This is a genomic window from Filobacillus milosensis (assembly GCF_004402015.1).
Taxonomy (GTDB): Bacteria; Bacillota; Bacilli; order Bacillales; family Alkalibacillaceae; genus Filobacillus; species Filobacillus milosensis.
Map to the genome: position 1 here is coordinate 1 of NZ_SOPW01000021.1, position 26,013 is coordinate 26,013.

30 protein-coding genes are annotated in these 26,013 nt (G+C 36.1%); 10 read left to right on the plus strand and 20 right to left on the minus strand.

Features of this window, described 5'->3' with window-relative positions; all coding sequences use genetic code 11:
* Positions 1–607: 607 nt before the first annotated feature.
* Positions 608–1,477, minus strand: coding sequence for a nucleotidyltransferase-like protein (locus tag E3U55_RS14970; protein ID WP_134341298.1), 870 nt, complete (start codon positions 1,475–1,477; stop codon positions 608–610).
* Between the two features lie 133 nt (positions 1,478–1,610).
* On the opposite strand from E3U55_RS14970, the gene E3U55_RS14975 reads away from it, so the two are divergent.
* A complete protein-coding gene (locus E3U55_RS14975) occupies positions 1,611–1,994 on the plus strand; it encodes a YgzB family protein (protein WP_134341299.1) in 384 nt (127 codons plus the stop codon).
* Positions 1,995–2,250: 256 nt separating this feature from the next.
* Here E3U55_RS14975 and perR read toward each other — a convergent pair whose 3' ends face one another.
* The 5 genes from perR to E3U55_RS15000 form a co-directional block, all read right to left on the minus strand.
* On the minus strand, positions 2,251–2,700 hold the full coding sequence (gene perR / locus E3U55_RS14980) for a peroxide-responsive transcriptional repressor PerR (protein WP_134341300.1): 450 nt from the start codon (positions 2,698–2,700) through the stop codon (positions 2,251–2,253).
* A 102-nt stretch (positions 2,701–2,802) separates the two neighbouring features.
* Positions 2,803–3,357: a cob(I)yrinic acid a,c-diamide adenosyltransferase gene (locus tag E3U55_RS14985; protein WP_134341301.1), complete on the minus strand. Its 555-nt coding sequence runs from the start codon at positions 3,355–3,357 to the stop codon at positions 2,803–2,805.
* Position 3,358: 1 nt separating this feature from the next.
* Positions 3,359–4,309, minus strand: coding sequence for a D-2-hydroxyacid dehydrogenase (locus E3U55_RS14990; RefSeq protein ID WP_134341302.1), 951 nt, complete (start codon positions 4,307–4,309; stop codon positions 3,359–3,361).
* A gap of 61 nt (positions 4,310–4,370) precedes the next feature.
* A complete protein-coding gene (gene bcp / locus E3U55_RS14995) occupies positions 4,371–4,838 on the minus strand; it encodes a thioredoxin-dependent thiol peroxidase (RefSeq protein WP_134341303.1) in 468 nt (155 codons plus the stop codon).
* Between the two features lie 64 nt (positions 4,839–4,902).
* Positions 4,903–5,211: a two pore domain potassium channel family protein gene (locus E3U55_RS15000; RefSeq protein WP_194840942.1), complete on the minus strand. Its 309-nt coding sequence runs from the start codon at positions 5,209–5,211 to the stop codon at positions 4,903–4,905.
* A gap of 194 nt (positions 5,212–5,405) precedes the next feature.
* Between E3U55_RS15000 and E3U55_RS15005 the strand changes: the two genes are divergently transcribed.
* Positions 5,406–6,704, plus strand: coding sequence for a glutamate-1-semialdehyde 2,1-aminomutase (locus E3U55_RS15005; protein ID WP_134341305.1), 1,299 nt, complete (start codon positions 5,406–5,408; stop codon positions 6,702–6,704).
* A 412-nt stretch (positions 6,705–7,116) separates the two neighbouring features.
* Positions 7,117–8,154, plus strand: a complete 1,038-nt coding sequence (locus E3U55_RS15010) for an FUSC family protein (RefSeq protein WP_134341306.1) — start codon at positions 7,117–7,119, stop codon at positions 8,152–8,154.
* 43 nt (positions 8,155–8,197) lie between these two features.
* Here E3U55_RS15010 and E3U55_RS15015 read toward each other — a convergent pair whose 3' ends face one another.
* The 4 genes from E3U55_RS15015 to mutY form a co-directional block, all read right to left on the minus strand.
* Complete coding sequence (locus E3U55_RS15015) at positions 8,198–9,973, minus strand: ABC transporter ATP-binding protein (RefSeq protein ID WP_134341307.1); 1,776 nt, start codon at positions 9,971–9,973, stop codon at positions 8,198–8,200.
* A gap of 60 nt (positions 9,974–10,033) precedes the next feature.
* The gene (ntdP, locus tag E3U55_RS15020; RefSeq protein ID WP_134341308.1) at positions 10,034–10,564 is read right to left on the minus strand and encodes a nucleoside tri-diphosphate phosphatase; all 531 of its coding nucleotides are present in this window, start codon (positions 10,562–10,564) and stop codon (positions 10,034–10,036) included.
* Positions 10,565–10,739: 175 nt separating this feature from the next.
* Positions 10,740–10,940, minus strand: a complete 201-nt coding sequence (locus E3U55_RS15025; protein ID WP_134341309.1) for a gamma-type small acid-soluble spore protein — start codon at positions 10,938–10,940, stop codon at positions 10,740–10,742.
* A 78-nt stretch (positions 10,941–11,018) separates the two neighbouring features.
* Complete coding sequence (gene mutY / locus E3U55_RS15030; protein WP_323740422.1) at positions 11,019–12,107, minus strand: A/G-specific adenine glycosylase; 1,089 nt, start codon at positions 12,105–12,107, stop codon at positions 11,019–11,021.
* A gap of 41 nt (positions 12,108–12,148) precedes the next feature.
* On the opposite strand from mutY, the gene E3U55_RS15035 reads away from it, so the two are divergent.
* The gene (locus tag E3U55_RS15035; protein ID WP_134341311.1) at positions 12,149–13,126 is read left to right on the plus strand and encodes a metal-dependent hydrolase; all 978 of its coding nucleotides are present in this window, start codon (positions 12,149–12,151) and stop codon (positions 13,124–13,126) included.
* Positions 13,127–13,136: 10 nt separating this feature from the next.
* Here E3U55_RS15035 and E3U55_RS15040 read toward each other — a convergent pair whose 3' ends face one another.
* Entirely contained in the window at positions 13,137–13,469 is a 333-nt protein-coding gene (locus E3U55_RS15040; protein WP_134341312.1) for a YfhH family protein, read from the minus strand.
* Between the two features lie 105 nt (positions 13,470–13,574).
* Here E3U55_RS15040 and E3U55_RS15045 point away from each other — a divergent pair, with 105 nt between their 5' ends.
* On the plus strand, positions 13,575–14,234 hold the full coding sequence (locus tag E3U55_RS15045; protein WP_134341313.1) for an SDR family NAD(P)-dependent oxidoreductase: 660 nt from the start codon (positions 13,575–13,577) through the stop codon (positions 14,232–14,234).
* A gap of 432 nt (positions 14,235–14,666) precedes the next feature.
* Here the strand turns inward: E3U55_RS15045 and recX are convergent, their stop codons facing one another.
* Positions 14,667–15,479, minus strand: coding sequence for a recombination regulator RecX (gene recX, locus E3U55_RS15050; protein WP_134341314.1), 813 nt, complete (start codon positions 15,477–15,479; stop codon positions 14,667–14,669).
* A gap of 108 nt (positions 15,480–15,587) precedes the next feature.
* Between recX and E3U55_RS15055 the strand changes: the two genes are divergently transcribed.
* On the plus strand, positions 15,588–16,448 hold the full coding sequence (locus E3U55_RS15055; protein WP_323740423.1) for a TIGR01777 family oxidoreductase: 861 nt from the start codon (positions 15,588–15,590) through the stop codon (positions 16,446–16,448).
* A 316-nt stretch (positions 16,449–16,764) separates the two neighbouring features.
* Positions 16,765–17,316, plus strand: a complete 552-nt coding sequence (locus E3U55_RS15060) for a GNAT family N-acetyltransferase (RefSeq protein WP_134341315.1) — start codon at positions 16,765–16,767, stop codon at positions 17,314–17,316.
* A gap of 78 nt (positions 17,317–17,394) precedes the next feature.
* Here the strand turns inward: E3U55_RS15060 and E3U55_RS15065 are convergent, their stop codons facing one another.
* Entirely contained in the window at positions 17,395–17,682 is a 288-nt protein-coding gene (locus tag E3U55_RS15065) for a hypothetical protein (RefSeq protein ID WP_134341316.1), read from the minus strand.
* Between the two features lie 153 nt (positions 17,683–17,835).
* On the opposite strand from E3U55_RS15065, the gene E3U55_RS15070 reads away from it, so the two are divergent.
* The 3 genes from E3U55_RS15070 to E3U55_RS15080 are packed head-to-tail and all read left to right on the plus strand — an operon-like array spanning position 17,836 to position 19,715.
* Positions 17,836–18,030 (plus strand): PLDc N-terminal domain-containing protein, encoded by a 195-nt coding sequence (locus tag E3U55_RS15070; protein WP_134341317.1) that lies wholly within the window; start codon positions 17,836–17,838, stop codon positions 18,028–18,030.
* A gap of 2 nt (positions 18,031–18,032) precedes the next feature.
* The gene (locus E3U55_RS15075) at positions 18,033–18,941 is read left to right on the plus strand and encodes an ABC transporter ATP-binding protein (protein WP_134341318.1); all 909 of its coding nucleotides are present in this window, start codon (positions 18,033–18,035) and stop codon (positions 18,939–18,941) included.
* Entirely contained in the window at positions 18,942–19,715 is a 774-nt protein-coding gene (locus tag E3U55_RS15080; protein ID WP_134341319.1) for an ABC transporter permease, read from the plus strand.
* 37 nt (positions 19,716–19,752) lie between these two features.
* On the opposite strand, the gene E3U55_RS15085 is transcribed toward E3U55_RS15080, so the two are convergent.
* The 7 genes from E3U55_RS15085 to E3U55_RS15115 are packed head-to-tail and all read right to left on the minus strand — an operon-like array spanning position 19,753 to position 26,000.
* Positions 19,753–20,295, minus strand: a complete 543-nt coding sequence (locus tag E3U55_RS15085) for a hypothetical protein (protein ID WP_134341320.1) — start codon at positions 20,293–20,295, stop codon at positions 19,753–19,755.
* On the minus strand, positions 20,292–20,837 hold the full coding sequence (locus E3U55_RS15090) for a PilN domain-containing protein (RefSeq protein WP_134341321.1): 546 nt from the start codon (positions 20,835–20,837) through the stop codon (positions 20,292–20,294). The genes E3U55_RS15085 and E3U55_RS15090 overlap by 4 nt, the downstream gene beginning before the upstream one ends.
* Positions 20,838–21,800, minus strand: a complete 963-nt coding sequence (pilM, locus tag E3U55_RS15095) for a type IV pilus biogenesis protein PilM (RefSeq protein WP_134341322.1) — start codon at positions 21,798–21,800, stop codon at positions 20,838–20,840.
* 14 nt (positions 21,801–21,814) lie between these two features.
* Entirely contained in the window at positions 21,815–22,570 is a 756-nt protein-coding gene (locus E3U55_RS15100; protein ID WP_134341323.1) for a prepilin peptidase, read from the minus strand.
* A gap of 45 nt (positions 22,571–22,615) precedes the next feature.
* A complete protein-coding gene (locus E3U55_RS15105; protein ID WP_134341324.1) occupies positions 22,616–23,056 on the minus strand; it encodes a prepilin-type N-terminal cleavage/methylation domain-containing protein in 441 nt (146 codons plus the stop codon).
* Positions 23,057–23,082: 26 nt separating this feature from the next.
* Positions 23,083–24,288, minus strand: coding sequence for a type II secretion system F family protein (locus E3U55_RS15110; protein WP_134341325.1), 1,206 nt, complete (start codon positions 24,286–24,288; stop codon positions 23,083–23,085).
* Between the two features lie 53 nt (positions 24,289–24,341).
* Entirely contained in the window at positions 24,342–26,000 is a 1,659-nt protein-coding gene (locus E3U55_RS15115) for a GspE/PulE family protein (RefSeq protein ID WP_134341326.1), read from the minus strand.
* Between the last annotated feature and the right edge of the window lie 13 nt (positions 26,001–26,013).

Genomic DNA, 26,013 nt, shown 5'->3' on the forward strand with positions numbered 1-26,013 from the left:
AGGATCAAACTCTCCATAAAAGTAGTTTGATTGGCTTGTTTGTTTCGTCTTAGTAACTTTCCACCAACCGTTGAAAGTTACCGAATTGACGACAGGCTATTTTGTTTAGTTTTCAAGGTTCGAATGTCGGTCGCTTCAAAAAAGCGACTTAATTATCATAACAACTTCTCTAATAAATGTCAATAACTTTTTAGTTGTCTTTTGAAGTTGTTTTGCGCCACGTCTTTAACGCGACGTATAATAATTTATCATGATTTGGCTTTGTAATCAAGCCTTTTTTTAAAAAATCTTTTTCATGAATATTATTAAATTTGTAATTGCCTTAACAACTTACGTCGTTTTGGCGACAAGAAATAATATAGCACGATTAAAAGAAGTAAGTCAATAACTAATTTGAAATTCTTTTAAACTGTTTAGTTACTTCCTATTGCAAATAACCACTATAAATCATATGAAGGATTCATAGAAGGCGTTACTTATTATAAACAACTTTTCAGTCTGCATACTCAAAAGCTTGTTTTAAACATAATCCTTTTGAGCGCATGAACTAATATAATATTTTAAAACCGTACCGTCAATAGTAAACGGTACGGAAATAATATCCATATTATTGGTTAACTATATATTGTCGATGGAATATACCTTTTCCTTTTGTTTCTACCAAATATATATTGATAATCTCTCTTTCAACTAGATATTCTAGTAATAACGACAGATCTAATGAGTAATGTTGCGTTTCTGGATGAACTTTTAATTCTCCAAACGACCATGGTTCATCTTTTTCTTTCATAATATCCAATAAATGCTCAGCTCCTCTTTCGGCACGTGAATGGATTGCAAAGTCACTAGCCAAGAGCATTAATGAAATTTTCTTTTCAGGTGGTTCTTCACTTTCCATTAGTTCTTCATAAAGCTTATATACTTCTGGATCAATTTTTTTAACTTGATTCCATACTGTAATTTCAGGATGAAATCCTTTTTCTAAAACCGTTACTCTTGCTAAATAATGTAGAGAACGTACCATTAGGCTGTTTGCATCAAGATAATGTTTAGACGAAAACAAGTCTTTGCATTCTCTATATGCTCGGATAAGTTTGGCAAACTCTACAGCTTTTCTCATTTTACGATTCTTCTCAGGAAATTCACGAAGCTCTTCTTTTTTGTTAGCTAGATATTCGTTACGGTCAAATACAATCTTCCCATTAATTAACCAATCAATCACTTTTCGATAACCACTGGTTTCAATCCAGCTGTTAAGTAGTTGTTCATCAACAATATGCATCGCAGCTGTTTTATTTTCAAATTCATAATGTTTAACATACCAATCATCAGCCGCTTCACGTACTACAATTAATAAGATAACATCAAAATTATCAGTAGCAGGACTGTGATCATGTAATTTTTCATATAACAAAACACCTAATGTGTTCGGTTGGCTTGCACGTTCTTGATATATTGGGCGCAATAAATTTTCCATTTTGGTTTCCTCCCTAATACCGTTCCTCAAATTATTAATTTCTACAAAAATAACAAATTTCCTTTTTTCTTCACATACATACTTTTAAAAATATGCTATACTTCATTTGAAATCTCAAGGGAGGTGCCCTTAATTGAAACTAAAGTATAGTAATAAAATTAACAAAATACGTACCGTTGCCTTAGCGTTAGTTTTTGCTGGTATGATAATTATGTATATAGGCTTATTATTTAAGAGTTATGAATGGGTTATGGTCTTATTTATGTTCCTTGGTCTAATTGCAATAGTTTTAAGCACGATCATTTATTTCTGGATTGGGATGCTCTCCACTAAGGCTGTACAAGTTGTCTGTCCAGAGTGTGGAAAGCCTACCAAAGTTTTGGGACGCGTTGATGCATGTATGTTTTGTCAGCAACCGTTAACATTAGATCCTAACTTAGAAGGCGAAGATTTTGACGAGAAATATAACTCGAAGAAATATTGGAAAGAACAACAAAAGAAAAGCAATGAACAATAGTACTACTCCTTGTGATCATTCACAGGGAGTTTTTTATATTTAAAATAAAGATATATTAATGAAGTGAAATTAGTTTTAGATTGAGCGAAGGCGGCGACTCCTGGTCGACTAAAAATGGCCACGTCCTGTGGCCAACGTCGACACTTGACCGTCCAGGTCTTCGGAAAGCGTCCGCCTGTAGCGATTCGCAGAATTAAACATAGCCACAGTTTTCAAACAATAAAAAACTGCACCACTTATAGTGATGCAGTAAAATTTAATGACTTGTTTGTAATTTAGATTGGCAATCTTCACATTTCCCGTATACTTCCATACGATGGTGACTTACATCGAAACCAGTCACTTGTTCAGCTAGTTGTTCTACCTCATCTAATGATGGGTAGTGGAAATCAACAATCTTTCCACAATCATCACAAATGATATGGTAGTGTTTTGAAGTATTACAATCAAAACGGCTAGAGGAATCGCCGTATGTGAGCTCACGAACTAAACCAATTTCCTGGAATACACGTAAATTGTTATAAACAGTTGCGACACTCATATTTGGGAATTTTCCTTCAAGTGCTTTATAAATATCATCTGCGGTAGGATGATTCATCGTTTGCATGAGATACTCAAGCACTGCATGACGTTGAGGTGTAATACGTACACCCGAATTTTTCAGTTGTGCTAAAGCTTCTTGTAATTTTTGTTCAGACACCGTCATGCACCTCTCTTTCAAATTATAAGATTATTAAATAAGAATTCTTATAATTAGTGTAATTGCTCAAGATCCGTTTTGTCAATTTATATGGTAAAAAACATAACTTTATACATCTGTATTTAACGGTAATTCTTCTCCATCTAATTCTTTGTTTACATATCGCGCTGCTACGAACAAAAAGTCTGACAAGCGATTGAGGTATTGTAAGACGAATTCATTTTCAAAATCTTCAATAGCAACTGCCATTCGCTCAGCACGTCTCACTATGGTACGAGAAACATGTAAGGAAGCTGCAGCTGGATGACCTGACGGTAAAATGAAGTTCTTCAGTTCCGGAAGTGATTGATCCCATTCATCAATTTGTTGCTCAAGGAAATCAATATGTTCCTTTTTTAACTTCCACATGACTTCCTTCCCGTTAGGCGTTGCTAATTCAGCACCTACATGGAATAATACTGTCTGTACTTTATGCAACGCATCAATCACTGATGTTTTACTTTCCCAGTCTTCTTGTAATAGATGACTACGAGCAACACCAATCGTAGAGTTAGCTTCATCACACGTCCCATAAGCTTCTACTCGAATGTCGTTTTTCTTTACTCGTTTTCCGTAAATCAATGACGTTTGACCTTTATCCCCTGATCGTGTATAAATTCGCAAGTTAGTACCCCCTCTTTGGATCTATAACGTTCACGCTTGGCTGTCCACCTTTTAAGAATTGGTTCATATTCTTTTTAAAGATGGCCAGCGCTCGTGGCATATAGTTCTTTGTAATGGCCGAATTATGTGGCGTGATTGTGCAATTGTTTAATTCCCATAATGGACTATTTTCATCTAATGGTTCTTCCTCAAAAACATCTAAGATGGCGTGACGAATTTTTTCTTGTTTTAATGCGTCAATTAAATCCGCTTCAACTACGGTTGTTCCTCTTCCCATATTTAAGAACACAGCCTCTTCACTCATTAAGTCAAAATGTTTCATGGTAAAGAAGCTTTCGGTAGCATCAGTCCAAGGCAATACATTAATGACAAAGTCAGCTTCTGGAAGTAAACGTTCAATCTCCTCATTCTTATAGCATTTATCAAAGTGATCTTTAAATTCACCTGTTCGAGACACACCAATTGTTTTCATATTAAATGCTTTGGCGAGTCGAGCAGTCTCTTGCCCAATAGCACCTGTTCCTACAACAAGCATCGTGCGACCGGTGATTTCTTCTATTTTAATTGTTCGGTCCCACACGTGTTGTTTTTGATTCTCTCGATAGGCTGGAATGTTTCGATAAACGTTAAGTAGCATTCCAATCACATACTCGGACATTTGTATTGTATGGATACCACGTGCGTTTGTAACTAAAATATCCTTTTCAACAATTTTTTCAAAAGGCATTTGATCTAAACCAGCTGAGACCACCATGATCCATTTCAAATTCTCAGCCTTCTCAATATGATCATTTGTTAAGTCTTCTCCATATGTAATAATGACGTCTGCTTTAGGTAAATGTGGTACTGCCTCTTGAATTGGATATTTGAATGCAAAAGTTACATCAGGATATTGACCTTGTAGCTGTTCTCTTAGTTCTGTCTTCATTCTTGCTGTCACTAATACGTACATATCTGTCACCTCTTCATGTTATGAAAACTGACCCAGGCAGTGCGCCAAGGCCAGTTCTTGTTTATAGATTTTCTTTAATATAGTTTAGAGCTTCTTCAACATGATCTTTTACTCGAACTTTACGCCATTCTTTTACCAGGTTCCCCTCTTTATCAATAATAAAAGTAGAACGTACAATTCCGTAATATTCCTTGCCAAAGTTTTTCTTAAGTTGCCATACATCGTAATCTTCAGCTACTTTGTTATCCTCATCCGCAAGAAGTAAAAATGGTAAGTCATGTTTATCAATGAACTTCTCGTGTCTTTTAACTGGATCCGGACTTACACCAAGAATTACAGCATCTAATTCTTCAAAGCTTTTGTGATTGTCTCTAAAATCACATGCTTCTGTTGTACAGCCAGGTGTCATATCTTTCGGGTAAAAGTATAATACGACGTTCTTCCCTTTAAAATCAGAAAGACTGACTTCCTCTCCATTACTTGCTGGTAATGTGAATTCAGGTGCTTGTTTTCCTACTTCAACTGTCATGACGTCATTCCTCCTCAAAAAATATCTTATATTTAGATTATCGAAGAATGGGGTTCATGACAAATTATTTTATCAGCTTATACAAAAAAGCAGCAGGCATTAAATATCCAACAGCAGCTTCCGCAAGTGAGACAAACCTAGCTACACCAATTGGATAAATATCACCGTACCCAACCGTCATTAACGTGACGCCACTGAAATAAAACGATCTTAGGAAACGGTCGACTGAATTTCCATGCTGTAGTGACATATCTGATAGGACGGTGAATCCTATTTCAGACATTAAAAAATAGATGAGTGCAAAACCAACCATTAATATGAAGTAAATGATTAAAAATGTTATGAATAACTCTTTTGAAAAACTGTTCCTCATTTTTGTATGACTCATGAAGAAATAAATACTCATTAACACAATCAAAATAACAAATAAAATACCGATATATCCCATCTAATCACCATTTTCAGAATTTGTGTTCTCTAATTTTTATGTCAGACTTGTCCTTTTCATGTAAATTAGTGAATGGAATTTATGATAAAATAAGGGCTGAAATTATGACTGGAGGATTGATGATATTGAACAGACAAACATCAGAAGCTTTATACAAAGAAGCAGAAGAACATATTGTCGGCGGAGTGAACTCACCTTCTCGCGCCTATAAAGGTGTTGGCGGTGGAACACCCGTGTTTATGGAAAAAGCTGAAGGTGCACACTTTTTAGACGTAGATGGTAATAAATATATTGATTATTTAGGTGCATATGGTCCGATCATCACAGGTCATGCCCATCCACATATTGCAAAAGCCATTTCGGATGCGGCTTTTAACGGTGTGTTATATGGAACACCTACTAAATTAGAAAATAAATTTGCAAAGATGCTAAAAGATGCTATTCCTTCATTAGAAAAAGTTCGTTTCGTGAATTCAGGTACAGAAGCAGTGATGACTACCATTCGTGTAGCTCGTGCGTATACGAACCGTACGAAAATCATTAAATTCGCAGGTTGTTACCATGGTCATTCAGATTTAGTCTTAGTTGCGGCTGGTTCAGGTCCTTCTACCTTAGGCACACCTGATTCAGCTGGTGTCCCACCAAGTATTGCTCAAGAAGTGATCACTGTTCCATTTAATGAAACAGAACCACTTAAAGAAGCTCTAGACAAGTTCGGTGATGAAGTAGCTGCAGTGATGGTTGAACCGATCGTCGGGAACTTTGGCATTGTTGAACCAAAGCCAGGCTTTTTAGAAGAAGTCAAACAGCTGACACATGATAATGGTAGTTTACTAATTTTTGATGAAGTGATCACGGCTTTTCGTTTTCATTATGGCAGTGCTCAGGAAATCACGAATGTGACAGCAGATATGACTGCAATGGGTAAAATCATTGGAGGAGGCCTGCCAATCGGAGCTTATGGTGGTCGTGTGGATGTCATGGAACAAGTTGCCCCACTAGGTCCAGCTTATCAAGCCGGAACAATGGCAGGTAACCCAGCATCCATGGCAGCAGGGATTGCATGTTTAGAAGTTTTACAAGAAGAAGGCGTTTATGTCGAGATGGATCGCTTAGGCGGTATCCTTGAAAATGGTATTCTTGAGCGTGCCGAAAAACACAATATAAATATTTCTATTAACCGATTAAAAGGTGCCCTAACGGTGTACTTTACTGATCAGGAAATTACTAACTATGAACAAGCTGAAAATACGAATGGTGAACAGTTTTCAAAGTTCTTTAAATTAATGCTTGATCAAGGAATTAATTTAGCACCTTCTAAATATGAAGCATGGTTTCTGACAACTGCTCATACTGAAGATGATATAAACCAGACACTAGATGCTGTAGATATGGCTTTTACGGAAATGAGTAAATAGATTTATGGGGAAAATCTTAATTATATGGGGAAAGTTTTAGATTTATGGGGAATTTCTTTATTTTATGGGGAATTCCCCTCTATTTATGGGGAATTTCATTAAATTTATGGGGATTTGAGATTTTTCACTTAAAATATCAAAAAATTCTATAAAAATCTTAAATAAGTAGTTGTAATTTTCAAAATATTTATGTAAAATATAATTAATTCAGATTTTAATGGATTACCCCTTATCAAGGAATTCATGTTATGAAACTCCCTTCCTTTCTGGTTTATTCCAGGTAAAGCTCTTGCATCAGGTGCAAGGGCTTATTTTTTTATTTCACAAATCATTCACAATATGTTTGTCTTTTCTACTAATAAGGAATTAATATATTAATGGATTAAGATTTTTTGTTGAAAGAAGGTTTTATATGAAACTTGGAGCTAGAGCTTTTAAAACCGGCCTTGCCACAGCTATTGCACTATATGTAGTTGGTGCAATAGACTTCACGGCAGGACTATTCGCAGCTGCCATCGCAGCCGCATCCTCAATTCAGCCATCCATCTATAGATCTGTTCAAACGATTATCGAGCAAGCGCAAGCAAATATCATAGGTGCTGGACTCGGTGTCATCTTAGTTATGACCGTTGGAAACGAACCGTTTGTCATCGGTTTTGGTATCGTCACTGTGATTGGTATTTGTATGTTATTTAAAATGAAAGAAGATACAACTTTTATTGCGATTATTGCAGTTATAGCTATTATGGAATTTAGTTCAGACCCTTTCATCGAACATGCAGGTATTCGTTTCACTGCAATATTTATAGGTATCGTTTCTGCATTCGTTGTTAACTTAGCTTTCTTACCTCCTAAATATGAGACAAGATTGTTCGAACAAATCAATCAGACAAATAACGAAATTATTCAGTGGATTCGTGTCACAACCAGACATTTATCGGATCAGCCTGCATTAAAAAAAGAAATTAAGCGAATGCAAGAAGATTTAACAAGGATTGAACAAACCTACTTATTATTTTCAGAAGAGCGTATTTACTCAAGACGGAAAGGCTATCAACGTGCCAGGAAACTAGTTTTATTCAGACAGTTAATACAGACAACAAAAAAAGCATTTAACGTCTTACAAAACTTACATCGTATGGATTATGAAATTGAACACTTTAAAAGTGAGATTAATGATAAAATTATTGATGAAATAGATAAATCGTTACATTCACACGAAAAATTGACGCTTATGTACTTAGGACGCATTCGTAAAAAAGAAGTCGATCCTTTAGAGAGGTTATCTCAACCAGACATTTCTTCATTAGTAGATTCCTTGATGGAACGCTATGAAGATGAAGAGAATGATCGTATGAAGTTTCTGCCGTTAGCCTCGAACTTATTGGAATATAATAATGAACTTAATCATTTAAGAAAATTACTAATTAGTTACCAGCATAATAAATAATATAAAAGATCGCTAAAGCTTTATTGCCGTTAGCGATCTTTTATTATACTTTCATATTGTCATCAGGCTGTGAGTCCAGCTCTTGTACTTGGAATAAATTATAATATAATCCTTTTTTCTTCATTAATTCATTATGTGAACCCATCTCTTTGATTTCACCGTCGTTCATTAAAACAATCCGATCGGCGTGAGTGATTGTTGACAATCTATGTGCAACAATAAATGTTGTTCTGTTGTTTGCTAATTTTTCTAGTGCTTCTTGAATCAGGTGTTCACTCTCAAGGTCTAAAGCTGATGTTGCTTCATCAAAGATTAGTAATGGTGGATTTTTCAAGAAAACCCGAGCAATCGCCACACGCTGCTTTTGACCGCCAGATAGTTTGACACCTCGTTCCCCTACCTCTGTTTCGTAACCTTTCGGAAGTTCCATGATAAAATCATGAGCATTTGCCGCTTTGGCAGCTGCGACAACTTCTTCGTCTGTTGCATCAGGGTTACCGATTCGAATATTTGATGCAACTGAGTCACTGAATAGAATGTTATCTTGCAACACCATACCGACTTGATCTCTTAGAGTCCTGGCTTGAACATCTCTAATGTCTGTGCCATCAATTTTCAGTTTCCCTTTACTCACATCATAGAACCTTGGAATCAGACTAACGAGTGTAGATTTACCGCCTCCACTCATACCAACCAATGCAATGGTCTCCCCTTTTTTTATATTAAGGTTGATATCTTTCAAGACCATTTCATCTTCATCATCATATTGAAAGGATACATTTTCAAATGCTACGTCACCATGCACTGAGCTTAGCTCCTTAGCTCCAGGTTTGTCAGTAATATCATATTTTTCATCCATGAACTCAAACACACGGTCCATCGAGGCATGTGATTGAGTTAACTGTGTCATGGAGTTGATCAAGCGACGTAAAGGCTGATACACACGGTCCATGAAACCAATAAAGGCAACAAGAGTACCTAATGATGCGTTTCCGCCTATAACAAAATAAGCGCCTGTTGCCACCACTAGTAATGGAGCAAGGTCCGTAATTGTATGGGTTACTGCATAAGATTTAGCATTCCAAGACGTAAAACGTAACGCACGATCTAAGTAATTATAATTGCGTTTATCAAATTGATTTTGTTCGTGGTCCTCTAATGCAAAACCTCTAGTAACCGGGACACCTTGAACCCGTTCATGTAAATGACCTTGCACTTCAGCAAGGGCTTGAGAACGATTACGAGTAAGCTGTCGTAATCTGGAATAAAAATATTTAACCGAAAAACCGTAAATCGGGAATAAGGATACAGCAATTACAGTTAAAATTGGATCCATATATAACATAATCCCAACGGCTATCAAAATTGTTGCCATGTCTAACCAAATATTCATTAGACCAGTTAAGACAAAAGTCTTCGTTTGTTCGACATCATGTATCACCCGGGAAATAATTTCGCCAGATTTCGTCTTTGAATAGAACTTTAAGCTCAGTTTTTGTATGTGATCAAATAACCGATCTCGAATATCATATAAAATCTTACTACTGACCTCTTGAGCTAAATATTGACGGAAATATTCAATGGGTGGACGTAAAACTAAGAATACAAAGAAGGAAATTCCCATCACCCATAACAATTTAGACACTCGTTCATCATAAGTGAGATTTAGTTCAGGGTCGATGATATCATCAATGACGTACTTATAAATTAAAGGAAGCATTAATGGGATACCAAACTTTAGTAGTCCAATAATGATTGTTAAAACAATTTTCCATTTATAAGGTTTAACAAACTGTAAATATCTTTTTATGCTGTACAAATAATTCACCTAACTTTCTACCATAAAACAAAAGTAAAAACCTGTTGATGCCAACAGGTATTAACTCGGAAACGTTAAATAATGCTCATACCATTTATCAACAAAATCCGCTGAGAATGGTCCTTTACGTTGTTGAATCCAACGTTCTAAGGTACGTAATTGTTTATACAAAATCTTCTCTAAAACGTCCGGATAGTTCATTTGTTTACTATGTTCCTCGAATTCGTCTTCATCTAAAATAGCATACGTCATATCTGGATAAACTTTAATATCCAAATCGTAATCAATATATTTTAGTGCTTCGTCATCAAGCACAAATGGAGAACTGATATTACAATAATAATGAATGCCATCATTTCTAATCATGCAGATAATGTTGAACCAATTATTACTTGTAAAATAAGTAATGGCCGGTTCTCTAGTCCGCCATGTACGTCCATCACTTTCTTTTACAAGAACACGGTCATTAGCACCAATTAATAAGTTGGATTGGCTTTTTAGTACCATTATTTCTTCCCAAACTCGATGTATATTCCCATCATGTTTATAGCTATGGACTTCGATTTTTTCTCCGGCTTTTGGAACAATCATGACTGACTACCCTACCTTCTCCTCTTCATGTTGATTTGCTTAAGTTTTATTAAATTGTAACATAACAATACTCATTGAACGATTAAAAAGCTTTTAGCTCTAGAGAGGTTTAACCTCAAAAAGAAGCACCCCTACAAGAGGAGTGCTTCTTAGTTTCATTCATTAAAATTAGATGTTATTGATTTTGTTGGTTTTTTTGATTTTTCTTTTGTTGAGATTGTTGATTACGGCGTTGTACTTCTTGAGCATCTGTCTCAGAAGCAAACTCTTGACCATACTGCTGTTGACCTTGTTGTGCTGCTTGGTTTTGCTTTTTCACTTTTTCAACGTTAGTACCTGCAGCATTGGGCTGTTGTTGGTTTTGCTTTTTAGCCATCAATATCACCTCCGCATTGATTAGAATAACCAATTAAGATGATATTATCCTAAAAAAATAACCCAAAATTATTCAATTTTATATTTGCTTTTTAATCTTTTGTTGAACATTTGGTAGCGGATATTGTTCAATTTGTTCTTTGTTTAAGAATTGACCATCAATATGTTGAGTATTTCCTTTAGTAATTGTGGCAAAAATAACATCAACTTCCCATATAACATGTGAGAAAACGTGGCGCACACTTTCGCCTTTTTCCTCTAACTTAATATTAATGCCATATTCCGTTTCAAAGAAAGAAATGAGTTCTTCATCCTTTAACTGATCTCGTTGAATTAAAGGGAACTCCCACATATTTGCTAACAGACCATCACTCGGCCTTTTTTGTATTAGGTATTCATGATTTTTATTTCGTAAAACTAATCCGTAATATTGCTGTACTTTTTGCTTTTTATTTTTAGTTTTTACAGGAAGGTCTGTTTGGTCACCTTTTTCATATGCCATACAGTGTGATTGTACTGGACAGATTTCACATTTTGGACTTTTAGGATGGCAAATCATTGCACCTAGTTCCATCAACCCTTGGTTAAAGGATGAAGGGTCTTCTTCTGAAATGAGTTCTTGTACCACTTCTTCAAATAGTTTTTTTGTTTTATTTTTTGCGATATCATCTTCAATATGAAGTATCCTGGAGATAACACGCATGACATTTCCGTCGACTGCAGGTTCCGGCTGGTTAAATGCAATACTTAATATAGCTCCTAATGTATAGGGCCCAATGCCTTTTAATTTTTTTAATTCTTTTTTATCATGAGGAACAGTGCTTTCATAATTCTCTACAACTTCTTTAACGGCTGTATGTAAGTTGCGTGCGCGCGAATAATACCCTAAACCTTCCCAGGATTTTAACACTTCTTGTTCATCTGCATCAGCTAAATCTTCAAGTGTCGGATAACGATTCATAAATTGATTAAAATAAGGAATAACTGTATCGACTTGTGTCTGTTGAAGCATTATTTCTGATACCCATACACGGTAAGGATCTTGGTTTTGACGCCAAGGTAAATCACGTTTATTTTCTTCATACCAAAAGAGCAAATCATCTCTAAAAGCGTGAACATCAAATAAAACGGGTATAGAAAATGTAGAGGAACTTTTCAAAATAATCACCTAACTTACTAAATAATTCTGTCTAAAAGGAGGAGCATAATTTGGATACTGCAACCCATATAACCATGGGAGTTGCTATTGGTGGTCTAGCAACCATCGACCCTGCTGTCCAACAAGACCCTGCATTATTTCAAGCAGTTTTTATTGGCGCAATCGTCGGCTCACATGCTCCTGATTTTGATACGTTATTTAAATTCAAAGGAAATGCGACTTATATTCGTCACCACCGTGGCGCGTCGCATTCTCCTATTGCTGTATTGTTGTGGAGTTTTTTAGTTTCTGGTTCAATTTATTTATTTTACTTAGATGTGTCTTATTTACATTTGTGGCTGTGGGTTTTATTTTCTGTTTTTCTCCACGTATTTGTAGACATTTTCAATGCTTATGGTACCCAAGCTTTAAAGCCATTCGTTGATAAATGGATTGCCATTGGATTTATCAACACGTTTGATCCATTTTTATTTGCCATTTATATTGCTGGGATTATGGCTTGGGTGTTAGGGGCTGATCCAAGATATACATTCGGTATTATATTTTTTGTCGCATTTCTTTACTATATCAAACGGTATCTTGATAAACGAGAAATCGTGCATCAAATGAAAGACCACTTAGACGGTGTTGAGAAAGTAGTTACTCAACCGACAATCCGGCACAACATTTGGCGCATTGCTGTGACAACAGATGAACATTTTTACGTTGCACGGTCTGAAAATGGTCACATTAGAATTCAAGATAAATTTGACCGTAAACCATTACCTGAAACAGCAGAAATGAATGCAGCTTTACAGGACAAAAATGTTAAATCTTTTATTAACTTTTCACCCGTATATCGTTATGAAATCGAACGTCATGAAGACTATGTCGAAGTTCGTTTCATTGATTTAAGATACCGTGCAAGGGATCGTTACCCTTTTGTTGCTGTTGTTACATTGGATCGATTTTATAATATCATCTCATCATACACAGGTTGGGTGTATTCAGAAGGTAAATTACAAAAAAAATTAGAGCCACTTACTTAAGATAGCTCTCTTACCTGACTTTACGAGTTAAAAGTGCGATTGGTAAGGCTTCTTCTTCGCTTAGAATTTGCCCTTGTTTACCTTTACGCGCTCCCCAGGCGAATACACCATTTAAGTAATTAATATGAAGGTATTCTCCTGGTGCACCATCTATTTCAAAAACTTGTCCACCTTTAAATTGACTTGGATCGATCGTATATGATTTAGCCATCACAATTTTTCTTTGATGTACAGCATATTCATTAACCATGCCCATCTGTTCAGCTTTGCGGGCTTTTTCGGTTAACTCAGCAATTTCTTGACGTAATTCTTCGACGGTATAATCGCTATATCGGCGTTGCATAATTCGTCCCCTTTCAAACTTATGACTTTTTTTAGTATACCAAAGTCATTTACAATAGAAAACGCACGAGCTTCAACAATGAAAACACATAATGGAGGTTTAACCATGAAATACGCATTAATTACAGGAGCAGGAACAGGTTTAGGCCAGTCATTAGCCAAGCAATATGCAATTGAAGGCTATACTGTTTTACTTGTTGGTCGTCGAGAGGAAAAATTACAAGAAACGAAGAGTTTTATTGAAAATGACGGCGGATCAGCCGAAATTCACGTTTGTGATATTACAAAATGGGACGAGCTAGAAGAATTAGCTAAGTCGATCAAGCAAGTCGACGTGCTAATTAATAATGCTGGTATTGGATTTTTTGGAGCATTCGAAGATTTACAAAAGGATCAAATCGATACGATGTTTATAGTGAATGGCGCAGGGTTGATTTATACAACGAAACATTTCATGCCACATATTTTAGAATCTAAAGGTCGAATCTTAAATATTATTTCAACTGCCGGATTACGCGGAAAAGTTCATGAAGCTGGATATTGCGCAAGTAAATTCGCTCAACGCGGCTTTACAGAAAGTCTTCAGAAGGAATATGAAGACAAAGGCATCGCAGTGACTGGCGTTTATATGGGCGGTATGAACACGCCTTTCTGGGATGAAAGTGATTATGTATCAGATCCATCAGTATTACCATCACCAGATACGATCGCAGAACAAATCGTAGCCCAGGATGACGGAAGAAATGAGATTGTTTTAGAAAAATAAGGTGAGCTCCTCAGTGGTTGGGGAGCTTTTTTTGTGAACGCTCATTTATTCCTGCGAGCGCTCATTTATTCCTGTGAACGCTCAATTACTCCTGTGAACGCTCAATTACTCCCGTGAACGCTCAATTACTCCCGTGAACGCTCAATTACTCCCGTGAGCGCTCAATTATTCCCGTGAACGCTCAATTACTCCCGTGAGCGCTCAATTACTCCCGTGAACGCTCAATTACTCCCGTGAACGCTCAATTACTCCCGTGAACGCTCAATTATTCCCGTGAGCGCTCAATTACTCCCGTGAGCGCTCAATTACTCCCGTGAGCGCTCAATTATTCCCGTGAGCGCTCAATTACTCCCGTGAGCGCTCAATTATTCTCGCGAGTGCAACAATTCTTCTCGCGAGTGCAACAATTTTTCCCTCAAGCGCGCATAACCCCTACATCTCTTCCTCTTTCTCATCCAAAAAACGGTTAATCATATCCATATCAAAGCCTTTTTGATATAACGATCCTAGTACTTTTTGTTTCAACTGAAAGCCTTCGTGTTTCCGAGCTTGCTTGGCCCAGATTTTTTCACCCTGATATCGTAAGGCCTCCATCTCTTCGTCATCATCTACAGACAAATCGACTTCCTGAGAAGCGATTTCGAGTGCTTCTGCTGTAAATCCTTTTTGCATTAAAGACTGCTTCAGTTGCATCAGCTGTTGTTTAAACGATTTCTTTCTTGTACCAGATAATTTTTTTTCCATCATCTTAACGACTTTTTCAACTTCTTGTTCGGTTCCGTATTCCGCCATCGCTTCATCAATATAATTAAGCGGAATCTTTTTCTGCATTAATTCTTGTTTAATTTTATTTGGACCTTTACTCGATGTGTTCATTTTCGTCCTAACGTAGGCTTTACTAAAAGCAAGGTCGTCCACCAATCTCTCATCTTCAAGTTTTTTCAATACGACTTGAATGGCTTCTTCACTAGCTTCTTTCTCTTTTAAATAATCGGTGATTTCAGATTTTGCACGCATTCGATAGCTTAAATAATTAATTGAAAGGGTATAGTATTGATAGATTGCATCTTGTTCGATGAGATTTTTTACTTCCGCTTCACTTAATTCCATACCTTTTCTAATATAATGTCGAATGAATAAATCCTCATGAAGACTAAAGGCATACTCGTCTGCACCATTAGTCTTTTGAAAAATATTAAAACGATGCTTATTCTTCTTTTGAGTTGTGATTTTACTAATAATCATTACAAAAACTCCCAATAAGTGATTAAACTTAATTATTATTATAGTATATATATAAGGGGGACTGCTACTTGAGAATTCTAATCGCGGGTGGAACTGGTTGGAACTCGCTTGACTCAGCATTTTAAAAATCAAGGTCATGAAGTGTTCATCTTAACTCGCAATCCACAAAAACATGAATATGAATCACAAGTTTCATATATTGAATGGCTCAATCCACACAGTCATCCAGAGACCGAACTCGAAAATATTGATGTCGCCATTAATCTGGCCGGTACATCATTAAACAGTGGACGTTGGACTGAAAACAAAAAGCAGCAAATCTTAGAAAGTCGTATGATTACCACACGTGAATTCATTCGTATTATGGGTGCGCTGTCTGAGACACCTAAAGCTTATATCAACGCTTCTGCCATTGGATATTTCGGTACATCAGACGAACAAATTTTCACTGAAGAAACCATTATGCCAGGCAATGATTTTTTAGCAGAAGTTTGCTCAGTATGGGAACAAGAAGCTCAAGCTGCTGAAGAATTAGGTATCAGAACAGTGATGACTCGCTTTGGTGTCATTCTTGATAAAGATGAGGGTGCATTACCAATGATTGCACTCCCATACAAATTAATGGCTGGTGGTCCATTAGGCAACGGTGAACAATGGATGTCATGGGTGCATATTGATGATGTAGTGGAATCGATTGATTTTATCATACATCATGAAGAACTTGATGGTCCTGTTAATATCACAGCTCCTAATCCTAAGAGAAACAAGGAGTTTGGTCGTACTTTAAGTCAAGTTTTAAGAAAACCTCATTGGTTAACTGCACCATCATTTGCCCTAAGCACCATTCTTGGAGATATGAGTATATTAATCCTAAAGGGACAATACGTGTATCCGAAAAAACTTAAAGAATCAGGGTATAATTTCAAGTATCCAAATCTACAAGAATCACTGGAAAATATTTATTCATAAATTTTATAAAAAAGAATCAAATACCTATTCCCAAACGCTTAAAAATGTTGTATGATTTTCTTACACTTTACAGTTAATCCTTTTTAAAGGTTTAAAGTATGTAAAAAACTAAGGCTTTCGCTATTTGGCGAAAAGCCAAGTTTTTTTCAGAAAATAAGGGAAGGCAAATGGTGCGCCACCGCTTGTCACAAGCGGTTCTAGTGGGTTCGATTCCCACCCCGAATTTTTGTGAGCAATTGATAAAAATTCGAGGGTGGTCGTGAGCTACTTGTGCGCCGATTACGATAACACCCTCAGCCAAGGAGGGTGTTTTTTCATGCTTAAAAAACGCGATTTACACGATGCCCATGTTTTGTTTCCTTTGCTGAATGATGATGCTGTTAAGCCTTATGTTCGTGAAAAGTCAGAAACAATTGAGGAGTACTACTTTTTCTTAAACAAAATGATTTTACAGGAAGAAAGTCAGGAGTTGATCTCACGTACGATTTTAGATGAGTGGGAGATGCCAATCGGAGCCATTACATTATACGATATTCAAGATGGAAAAGGTTTTTTAGCAACTTGGCTTGGAAAACCATATTTCGGAAAAGGTTATAACCAATATGCAAAAGACTTATTTTTAAGAGAGCTATTTTTAGAAAAAGACATTGAGGTTGTTTTTCTAAAAGTGAATCAGAACAACGCTCGATCATTAAGAGCTATGCAAAAAATTGAGTATGCCGTTCATGCGAATGAACACTTCCCTAAAATTCTTGAACAAATTAATGAAGGTCCAAAACTTTACGAGTTATTTGCAATTTACAAAGACGCATTTATCTTTCATATGCATGAACAAGATCAGGTCGAATACGATGAAATGGAAGCTTAATCTATTAATAATCATTTAAGTCCAGTAGTTGAAGTTCTTCAGCGACCTGGACTTTAATTTTATCTTTTAACAATTGATTTAGAATTTTAGAATTTGTTGATGATTAGCCTCTTGTTCTATTTTTATGTATTCCGATTCGATTCCTGATTCTATTAAATCGTTTTGTATACCTTCCAGTGCGTCCTTCAATTCGTCATTATATGAAATGACAGTGCGATCCTCCCCAAACTGATAAATATTCAAATCATGTACGACTTCTTGACTGTTTTTAATGAAAGTGCTCTGATTAGGTAACACCATTTTTAAAATACGAATGACTATGTCATGATCAATTCCATCATGTTTAATCAATAATGAATGCTTCATAATTGCCCTCCCCCTCCCCTAAAAATAATATATCTTTTTGTTGATAGGTATATTATACTATTACTAATAAACTACCATATTTTTGCACTAATTAAAACTCTCCTGTTTGAAATTTAGTATTTTAATAGTATAAAACAATCAAAGGTGGTCATAATGATGATAAGTCAGGATTTGATTCTATTATTGTTACCTGTATTAATCTTGCAACTATTATTACTGGTCATTGCAATAGTAGACTTAATTCGCATCGAAGAAACCAATGGACCTAAATGGATGTGGGCGCTTATTATAATCTTCCTCAACATTATTGGTCCAATAATCTACTTCATTATTGGAAGGAGGCCATAAATGTGGCGTTACTAGAAGCAAATCACCTAACCAAAACATTTAATAATGTCAGCGTGATTAATGATGTATCCTTTTCTCTTGAACACGGAAAATGTGTAGCCTTACTTGGCCCAAACGGCTCAGGTAAAACTACTACGCTAAGAATGTTAGCAGGATTTATTAAGCCTACTAATGGAAGTATTGATTTTAATGAAGAAAGTTTATCTAAAGATTTTCGTAATTATGTTGGTTACTTACCTCAGTTCCCAGTATTTCATAATTGGATGACAGGAAAAGAATTTCTCGTTTATGCCGGTCAGCTTGCTCATTTATCGAAAGCAGAGGCCAAGGAGCGAGCCGACGAGTTATTAGAGCTGGTTAACTTAAAAGAGGTACGAAAGCTACGAATCTCTAAATATTCAGGTGGTATGAAACAGCGTCTTGGAATTGCCCAGGCTCTTATTCATGCACCAAAACTGATCATTTTAGATGAACCTGCTTCAGCTCTAGATCCTATTGGTCGCAGAGAAATCCTTAACCTCATGCGTGAGTTGAAAAAGGATGCGACGATCCTATATTCAACTCATATTTTGAATGATGCTGAAGAAGTCAGTGACGAAATTCTTTTGCTGAATGAAGGTAAGGTTATTGAACAAGGAAGTATGCATGAACTTGAATCGGTTCAGAATACAGTAACCATTAAACTATCATTCTCTGAAGATCCTAAATTCATTGAAGACCGTTTAAAGGAAATAGAATCAGTATTTAAGGTTAATCAAGTAGCTAACGATTACTTATTAACCGTTCATGATCTTCAGGTTGCTCGTCAACAACTACTAGATGTCGTCAATCGTGAAAATTGGCAACTAACGAAATTTGAAGTAGCCAAAACATCGTTAGAAGATTTATTTATGAAGGCGGTGAAAAGTTAGATGCAATGGTTTGTTATTTTTAAAAAAGAATTACTGGAAAACTGGCGTAATTTAAAATGGATTTGGGTACCGATTGTCTTTATTATATTTGCTGTGATGGATCCGATCACCACTTATTACTTGCCTAAAATCATGGATGCTGTTGGTGGTATGCCAGAGGGCGCAGTGGTCGATATTCCGATGCCAAATGCCAATGAAGCGATGATGATGAGCTTCGGCGAGCTAAGCTTACTTGGAGTACTCATTACAGTTGTTATTGCTATGGGGACCATTTCAGGTGAGATGAAAAGCGGTGTTTATGAACTGATTTTATCAAAACCTGTGAAATACACGCACTATGTTTCGGCTAAATTTATGTCGATCGCCCTTATGGTATGGGTTTCAACAGCTTTAGCCATAATCGCTGGTTGGTATTATGTCGCACTACTTTTTGGCACTATAGATTTTACTAAATTATTAACTGGTATTTTATTTTTCAGTTTATATTTCGCACTAATTGTCTCGATTGTACTTATGGTTAACACTTGGTTCCAGACTCCAGGATTAGTTGCGTTTATTTCGTTACTTCTAATCATTATCCTTAATGTTGCAACCAGCATCTATGGACATATTCTTACTTGGAGTCCAGCGTTAATCTCTGATTACATCGGAGCTTACCTATCAACAGGGACGCTTACTGATGAACTTTGGTACTCTGCTTTAATGGCTTTGGTATTTTCAATTGTTTGTATACAATTTGCGATTATTACATTGAAAAATAGAGCATTACAATAACAAAAAGCATTCGCCTTATGTTTAGGCGAATGCTTTTTTATTCACTGAAATCTTTAGCATAAACTTGAAATTCTAATTGAAATGTTACCGATTCAGACCTTGTTTGATAATTAAATGATTGTATATTTACTAACCGCTCAGCAGCTTCTAATTCATTCACAAATTGATTTAAATAGGTTAACGTATCTGCCTCACCATTAATGTGCATCGTTAACTGCTCCAGTTCTGTACCTGAATCTTCACTAACCGTCGTGAATGACTGATCCACGTATTCATAATTCTGAATCACAACGTTAGATGAGTTTGAAGCTTGATTGATCATCCGAATAATCTCATCTTCTTCCATAGACTCTGGAATTGACGAACGAATAGTGGTTACTGGGATCGATTCCTCTTCCCCGTTTTCAATTTGCTGTTTTAGTGCTATGTTTTTTTGTTTTTCAAATGCTAAGGTCTGCTCTTTATTTGCAATGTCTCCAAGCAATGGCGCAATTACTAGGAAATAAACTGCAACAGATGCTAGTAATAAAACAAGCAACCAAATTAATATGACCTTTTTGAGTAATTTACTTAACTTCATGACTCATCCTCCTCTTTTGCTTCTGATTGGAGGAGAATCGTATAATTCGTTACAAAATTATTTTCCGATTCTACAAAACTAATTGTGTGTATAGTCACATCATCAAAAATTTTCACGTCTTGTAGATCCTGATAAAATTTCACTGCATCCTCATTAGAAGATGTTGTGATATTCAAATCAATTTGAATTTCACTCATTTCAAAAGCATTAAGTGTTCCACCTGCTGGAATTAAACGAGTCACTTCATACATGACATTCGAAATCGAATGAATCGTCATTCTAATTTGCTGCGTAATTTCCTGGATTTTTTTTGCTTGTTTTTCTTCGGTACTACCTTCTAGTTCTGATTGCATGACGAGATTCGTTTTGTTCTGTTGATTAATTTGACTTTCAAGTTGTTTTATTTCCTCGGCACTCGACCAGTACATTAGACCGCCAAACCCAATTAATAGTAAGGTGAGTAGTGACATGAATGTATAGACCAAAAAGGGCGTAACACTTTTCTTCTCTTTTTTAGGTAATAAATTGATGTCTACTAGCATTTAATGTCCATCCTTCATAGCTAAGCCATAAACATTATGAAATTTTCTCTCGAGCTTCAAACCTTTCGGACCATCAATTGTATCATCAGATACGGAAACTATCTCTGTTTCAGATCGATCTGAAAGTTTTTCTATAATATCGGATAAATATGGATGGTCTCCCACCACAATTGTTTTAGTGAAAGATTTCTCTCCATTGTTCATCGAATATTGATAGAACCGTTCCACACGTTCAATTTCCGTTCGGATCTCTTCAAACTCTAACAACACATCGTCTCGATTAAAATCCTCTTTTGTCATCATCGGCCCAAACGAGTGGTGATCACCTTCAGGCAACAGTAATTGAAATTGCTGTAAGAAAATCGGCGTATGATTTTCAAACGCGCTGAACACCACATTCTTCGCATTATATTGAATTAAAAGCGTATTATCTTCATCATCTATTGTTCCTTGATGATGGAACATACGATAATAGTTCAATGGAGAAATATCTACCGCAATGACTTTCATTTTTTCATTCTCAAAATGTTTGATAAACGGGTTCACTAACTCTTCGCATGTCGAGATAATGCTAATTTCATGCTTGTCATCGCCTTGATTAAGCAATACTGTTTCAAACAAAGGCTTTGGAAAAGGTAAATGAATGGTATCACCTAATTGGAAGTTCACATAACGTTGTATATCTGCTTTTTCTACAGAAGCTGGAATCTTTTGTTTACGAATAATGACTAGAGAGTCTGGCATAGTTAATCGAACTTTCTTCCGCTTCAACTTCCATTTCTTTGCACATGTATGTAATAACTTTTGAAAGGTATCAGGCTGTTCAATCATACCACCTTCAATAACACCTTCAGGTAAGAAGTATTCACCTAACCGATCAATCTTTGTTGAATCCTTAGGGTTGGTTTCCGTATAACGAATAACGTAATCTCTGATTTCTATATTCACGATATCTTTACTCATTTGACCACCCCTTCTTAGATGAAAAATGTTTGTATATACCAAGTAATTAAATCATCTTTGAAAAAGTAAGAGATTAATGCCCCTAATGCGATGAATGGACCAAACGCAAAAGGCACCCCTTTTTTCACTTTTCCAAAAAACATAAAAATAACACCAACAATTGAACCTATTAAAGCAGCAAGGAATAGCGTCATCAACGTACCACTGACTCCTAAGGCTAGTCCAATCACTCCAAAGAGCTTAATGTCGCCACCACCCATACCTCCTTTGCTGACAAGCGCAATGAGAAGTAGCACCGTAAAACCGACTAATCCCCCTAGATAAGCATCATACCAAGGATCAGTTGGGATGATAGCTCTCAATGGGACTAAGATTATTAAAAAGAATAATAGAATTTTATTAGGAATTAACTGATAATGTAGATCTGTAATCGTAATAATAACTAATAAACTAATAAATACCCAAGCAATGATTAGCTCATTTTGAAAACCAATATGATAGAAAGCATACACAAAAAGAAGGGCCGTTAACAATTCAAAAAATGGATAGAACGGAGAAATCTTATACCCACATTTACGACACTGACCCTTTTGTATGAGATAAGAAAAAACAGGAATCAACTCATGAGCCCGAAGCCTCTTCTCACAGTTCGGGCAATGAGAAGGCGGACTCACGATTGATTCTTTAAGCGGCACACGTAGACTCACAACGTTGTAGAAGGATCCTAGAATTAATCCAAAAGTAAACACGTAAGTATATAAGTATATCAAACTAATCATCCCTACAAATACATCAATATAATTATAAAATGAACCTTATGGATGAGCATCACCTGTAATTGTACTAGCACTTCCATCTACTGAAGCATTATTTATTTCAGTTATAGTAGCACTTTCGAGAGTAATAGATACTGAGCTATCATCAACTGACTGAACTGAACCAGAAATGATTATGTTACCGTTAGTGTCTTCATCAAAAGCCATATTTGTCCAGCTCACACCATCACCATCATAATAATTGTTTAAATCAGTTTCTGTAGCAGGAAGATTTCCTTGTGTTAAATTGTGCAACTCAGCAGCTTCAATTGCATTAATCGCAGAAGCTTTTAAACTATTATATCTCGAATCCTCAATTACCCCCGCAATCGCCGGTACCGCAATCAACGCAATTATCCCTAAAATGATAATAACTGCTAGTAACTCGACTAACGTTACACCTTTTTCCTTTTTCAACAAATTTCTAGACGCTTTAAACATTTGCCTCTCTCCCCTTTTAATAGATTTTAGATTTGGCTATATAAATCAAACATTGGAACAACTATTGCAAGTACTATCGTTCCAACGATAACCGACAATGAAATAATAAGTAATGGTTCTAATAAAGATTTTAGTTGCTCTGCAGCTGTATCAACATCGTCTTCATAAAATGTTGCTACCTGGTTAAGCATTTCTTCTAGTGAACCTGTTTTCTCACCCACCGCAATCATTTGCGTGACCATAAAAGGAAACGCCCAATGATCTTTCATTGGTCTTACGAAAGAGTTTCCTTGCTTTAAAGAAGACTTTGATTGCTCTAAAGTTTGTTTAATGACCAGATTTTTTAGTGTGTCTTTTGTTAAATCAATGGCTTGAATGATTGGCACCGCATTTTTCATCAGTGAACTCAGCGTTCGGCTCATGTTAGCCATATTTGACTTCATTACAAGTTGTCCGAAAACAGGAACCTTTAAGGCCAATTGGTCTAAATGATATCTTGACTTTTCATTTTGTAAGGCAGCAATAAAGCCAACAGCAAGACCTAGTACGATTAGTAAAAATAGTAACCAATTCGCAACTAACCAATTACTGACTGCCAAAACGAATTTAGTAATCCCAGGCAAGTCTGCACCAAATTGGTCAAACATCGTTACAAATTGTGGGACGACATACATCAATAAAAACAATACGACGAAGAACGCAACGAACATAACGACAACCGGATAAGCTAGGCTTGATTTAACCTTCGTCATCGTTTTATGTTGCTTGTTATAATAAGCACTCAGCTCTTCTAATGTATCTTCTAGTGAACCACTCATTTCAGCACTATGAATAACATTAACTAGAATAGTAGAGAAAATCTTTGGATGTTTTCTCATAGAGTTGGCTAGAGATGTTCCTTGTCTCAAATCAATTTCTATGTAGTATAAAGCTTTGTTAAGAGCCTTATTCTTGGTTTGTTCACGTAATATATTGATTGTATCGACTACAGTTAATCCTGCCTTTAATAATGCTGAAAATTGTTGGAGAAAGACTACCATATCTCTATTCTTGAAGGGCTTTCCTAAATATAGGTCTTTCGTCCAAATAGAATCTTTTACTTCTTCGATATTTTCGACTTTATATCCTTCATCTTTTAGCAATTTTTTTGCTTGTTCAGCATTAAAAGCTTCAAGACGACCTTTTATTTCATGGCCATAAAAATCTGAAGCGACATATTTAAAGGAAGCCACTATTCATTACCCCCAAATAGAACTATATAATCATAAATTATAGGATTTTTTACTTATTCAGCAGCAACTCTGAATACTTCCTCAGTCGTTGTTATCCCATCTCGTACTCGACGTAAACCGTCTTCAAATAAATAAATGAATCCTTTATCTCTCGCTAATTTTTCTATTTCAATTGATGAACAATTATTTAAAATCGCTGCTTGTATATCATCATCAATTGTTAATACTTCATGAATGGCTGTACGTCCTTTATAACCTGAATCATTACAAGTTGGGCAACCGCGCCCTTTTTTGACACGAGTCATTTGAAAACCGTATTTCTCAAATATTTCTTGTTCCCTAAGTGTCGGTTCAACTTCAGTTACACAATCGCGACAAATGGTACGCACGAGTCGTTGAGCAACAATTCCGTTTAATGATGTTCCAACTAAGAATCGCTCAACCCCTATGTTAATTAAGCGGTCAATGGCCCCTACTGAGTCATTGGTATGTAATGTACTCAAGACTAAGTGCCCAGTAATCGAGGCACGAACAGCCATATTAGCTGTATCTTCATCACGAATCTCACCTACCATAATAATATCAGGGTCCTGACGTAACATGGAGCGTAAACCTGAAGCGAATGTCAAATTGACCTTAGGGTTAACTTGTATTTGATTAACCCCACTTAATTGATACTCAACTGGATCCTCAATGGTAATGACATTGGATTCCTCACGATTTAAACGAGTTAGAGCCGCATACATCGTGGAAGTTTTACCCGAACCAGTTGGACCAGTTAGTAGCACAATTCCATGAGGTTTCTCAATCATACGTATGAAATCTCCTAAATTCTTTTGATGAAACCCTAAGTCTTCTAATCTATTCGACACTGAATGAATATCTAATACACGAATTACGACTTTTTCGCCAAAAATGGTTGGTAACGTGCTTACACGTAAATCGATGTCTCTTCCTTCGACTTTTCGTTTAATACGCCCATCCTGTGGTATTTTGGATTCAGTTATGTCTAGTCCTGCCATGATTTTAATACGTGTAATTAGAGATGATTGAATGCTTCGGGAAAGGGTTTGTTCGGTTTGTAAAGATCCATCAATTCTAAGGCGAATCATTATTCGGTGCTCATGAGGGTCAAAGTGAATGTCACTGGCTTTTTCTACGACAGCTTGTTGGATGATTTGATTGAGTAGTTTAACAACTGGAGATGCCTCTTCTTCAATGGATAAGTCATCTCTAGTTTCGACTTCATAATCTGCTTCAAATTGTTCAGCTAAGTTCTCAGTCTCGTAAAACTTAAGTACGTTCTGCCTGATTTCATCCTTGGTTGCCATCACAGGTTCAATCACAAACCCTGTTGATAACCGTAAATCGTTAAAGACGAAATAATCCAATGGGTCAGCTACTGCTACCACGAGTTTATTTTTGTCTCGTTTTAAAGGTAAAACAAGATTTTCTCTTGCATAATCTTTAGATATTAAATTCAGTAATGACTGATCAACTTCGTATTTATGTAAGCGAACGTGTGGTATTCCGAGCTGTTGCTGTAAGACTTCCATTAACTGCATTTCGGTAATATCACCGGTTTCAATTAATCTATCACCTAATTTTTGACCTGGACTTTTAGAATCTAATGCATTATTTAATTGTTCTTTTGTGATTAAGCCTTGCTGGACGAGCAGTTCCCCAAGTCTTAATTTTACTTTTTTCGCCAAGTCAATCTCCCTT

Excerpts from the sequence above, each read along its gene's own strand:
- E3U55_RS14970 (WP_134341298.1), bottom strand. The coding sequence starts at position 1,477 with ATGGAAAATTTATTGCGCCCAATATATCAAGAACGTGCAAGCCAACCG.
- perR (WP_134341300.1), bottom strand. The coding sequence starts at position 2,700 with ATGACGGTGTCTGAACAAAAATTACAAGAAGCTTTAGCACAACTGAAA.
- E3U55_RS14990 (WP_134341302.1), bottom strand. The coding sequence starts at position 4,309 with ATGTACGTATTAGTGACAGCAAGAATGAAGACAGAACTAAGAGAACAG.
- bcp (WP_134341303.1), bottom strand. The coding sequence starts at position 4,838 with ATGACAGTTGAAGTAGGAAAACAAGCACCTGAATTCACATTACCAGCA.
- E3U55_RS15000 (WP_194840942.1), bottom strand. The coding sequence starts at position 5,211 with ATGAGGAACAGTTTTTCAAAAGAGTTATTCATAACATTTTTAATCATT.
- E3U55_RS15005 (WP_134341305.1), top strand. The coding sequence starts at position 5,406 with ATGATATTGAACAGACAAACATCAGAAGCTTTATACAAAGAAGCAGAA.
- E3U55_RS15010 (WP_134341306.1), top strand. The coding sequence starts at position 7,117 with ATGAAACTTGGAGCTAGAGCTTTTAAAACCGGCCTTGCCACAGCTATT.
- ntdP (WP_134341308.1), bottom strand. The coding sequence starts at position 10,564 with ATGATTGTTCCAAAAGCCGGAGAAAAAATCGAAGTCCATAGCTATAAA.
- E3U55_RS15025 (WP_134341309.1), bottom strand. The coding sequence starts at position 10,940 with ATGGCTAAAAAGCAAAACCAACAACAGCCCAATGCTGCAGGTACTAAC.
- E3U55_RS15040 (WP_134341312.1), bottom strand. The coding sequence starts at position 13,469 with ATGCAACGCCGATATAGCGATTATACCGTCGAAGAATTACGTCAAGAA.
- E3U55_RS15045 (WP_134341313.1), top strand. The coding sequence starts at position 13,575 with ATGAAATACGCATTAATTACAGGAGCAGGAACAGGTTTAGGCCAGTCA.
- recX (WP_134341314.1), bottom strand. The coding sequence starts at position 15,479 with ATGATTATTAGTAAAATCACAACTCAAAAGAAGAATAAGCATCGTTTT.
- E3U55_RS15060 (WP_134341315.1), top strand. The coding sequence starts at position 16,765 with ATGCTTAAAAAACGCGATTTACACGATGCCCATGTTTTGTTTCCTTTG.
- E3U55_RS15065 (WP_134341316.1), bottom strand. The coding sequence starts at position 17,682 with ATGAAGCATTCATTATTGATTAAACATGATGGAATTGATCATGACATA.
- E3U55_RS15070 (WP_134341317.1), top strand. The coding sequence starts at position 17,836 with ATGATGATAAGTCAGGATTTGATTCTATTATTGTTACCTGTATTAATC.
- E3U55_RS15080 (WP_134341319.1), top strand. The coding sequence starts at position 18,942 with ATGCAATGGTTTGTTATTTTTAAAAAAGAATTACTGGAAAACTGGCGT.
- E3U55_RS15085 (WP_134341320.1), bottom strand. The coding sequence starts at position 20,295 with ATGAAGTTAAGTAAATTACTCAAAAAGGTCATATTAATTTGGTTGCTT.
- E3U55_RS15090 (WP_134341321.1), bottom strand. The coding sequence starts at position 20,837 with ATGCTAGTAGACATCAATTTATTACCTAAAAAAGAGAAGAAAAGTGTT.
- pilM (WP_134341322.1), bottom strand. The coding sequence starts at position 21,800 with ATGAGTAAAGATATCGTGAATATAGAAATCAGAGATTACGTTATTCGT.
- E3U55_RS15105 (WP_134341324.1), bottom strand. The coding sequence starts at position 23,056 with ATGTTTAAAGCGTCTAGAAATTTGTTGAAAAAGGAAAAAGGTGTAACG.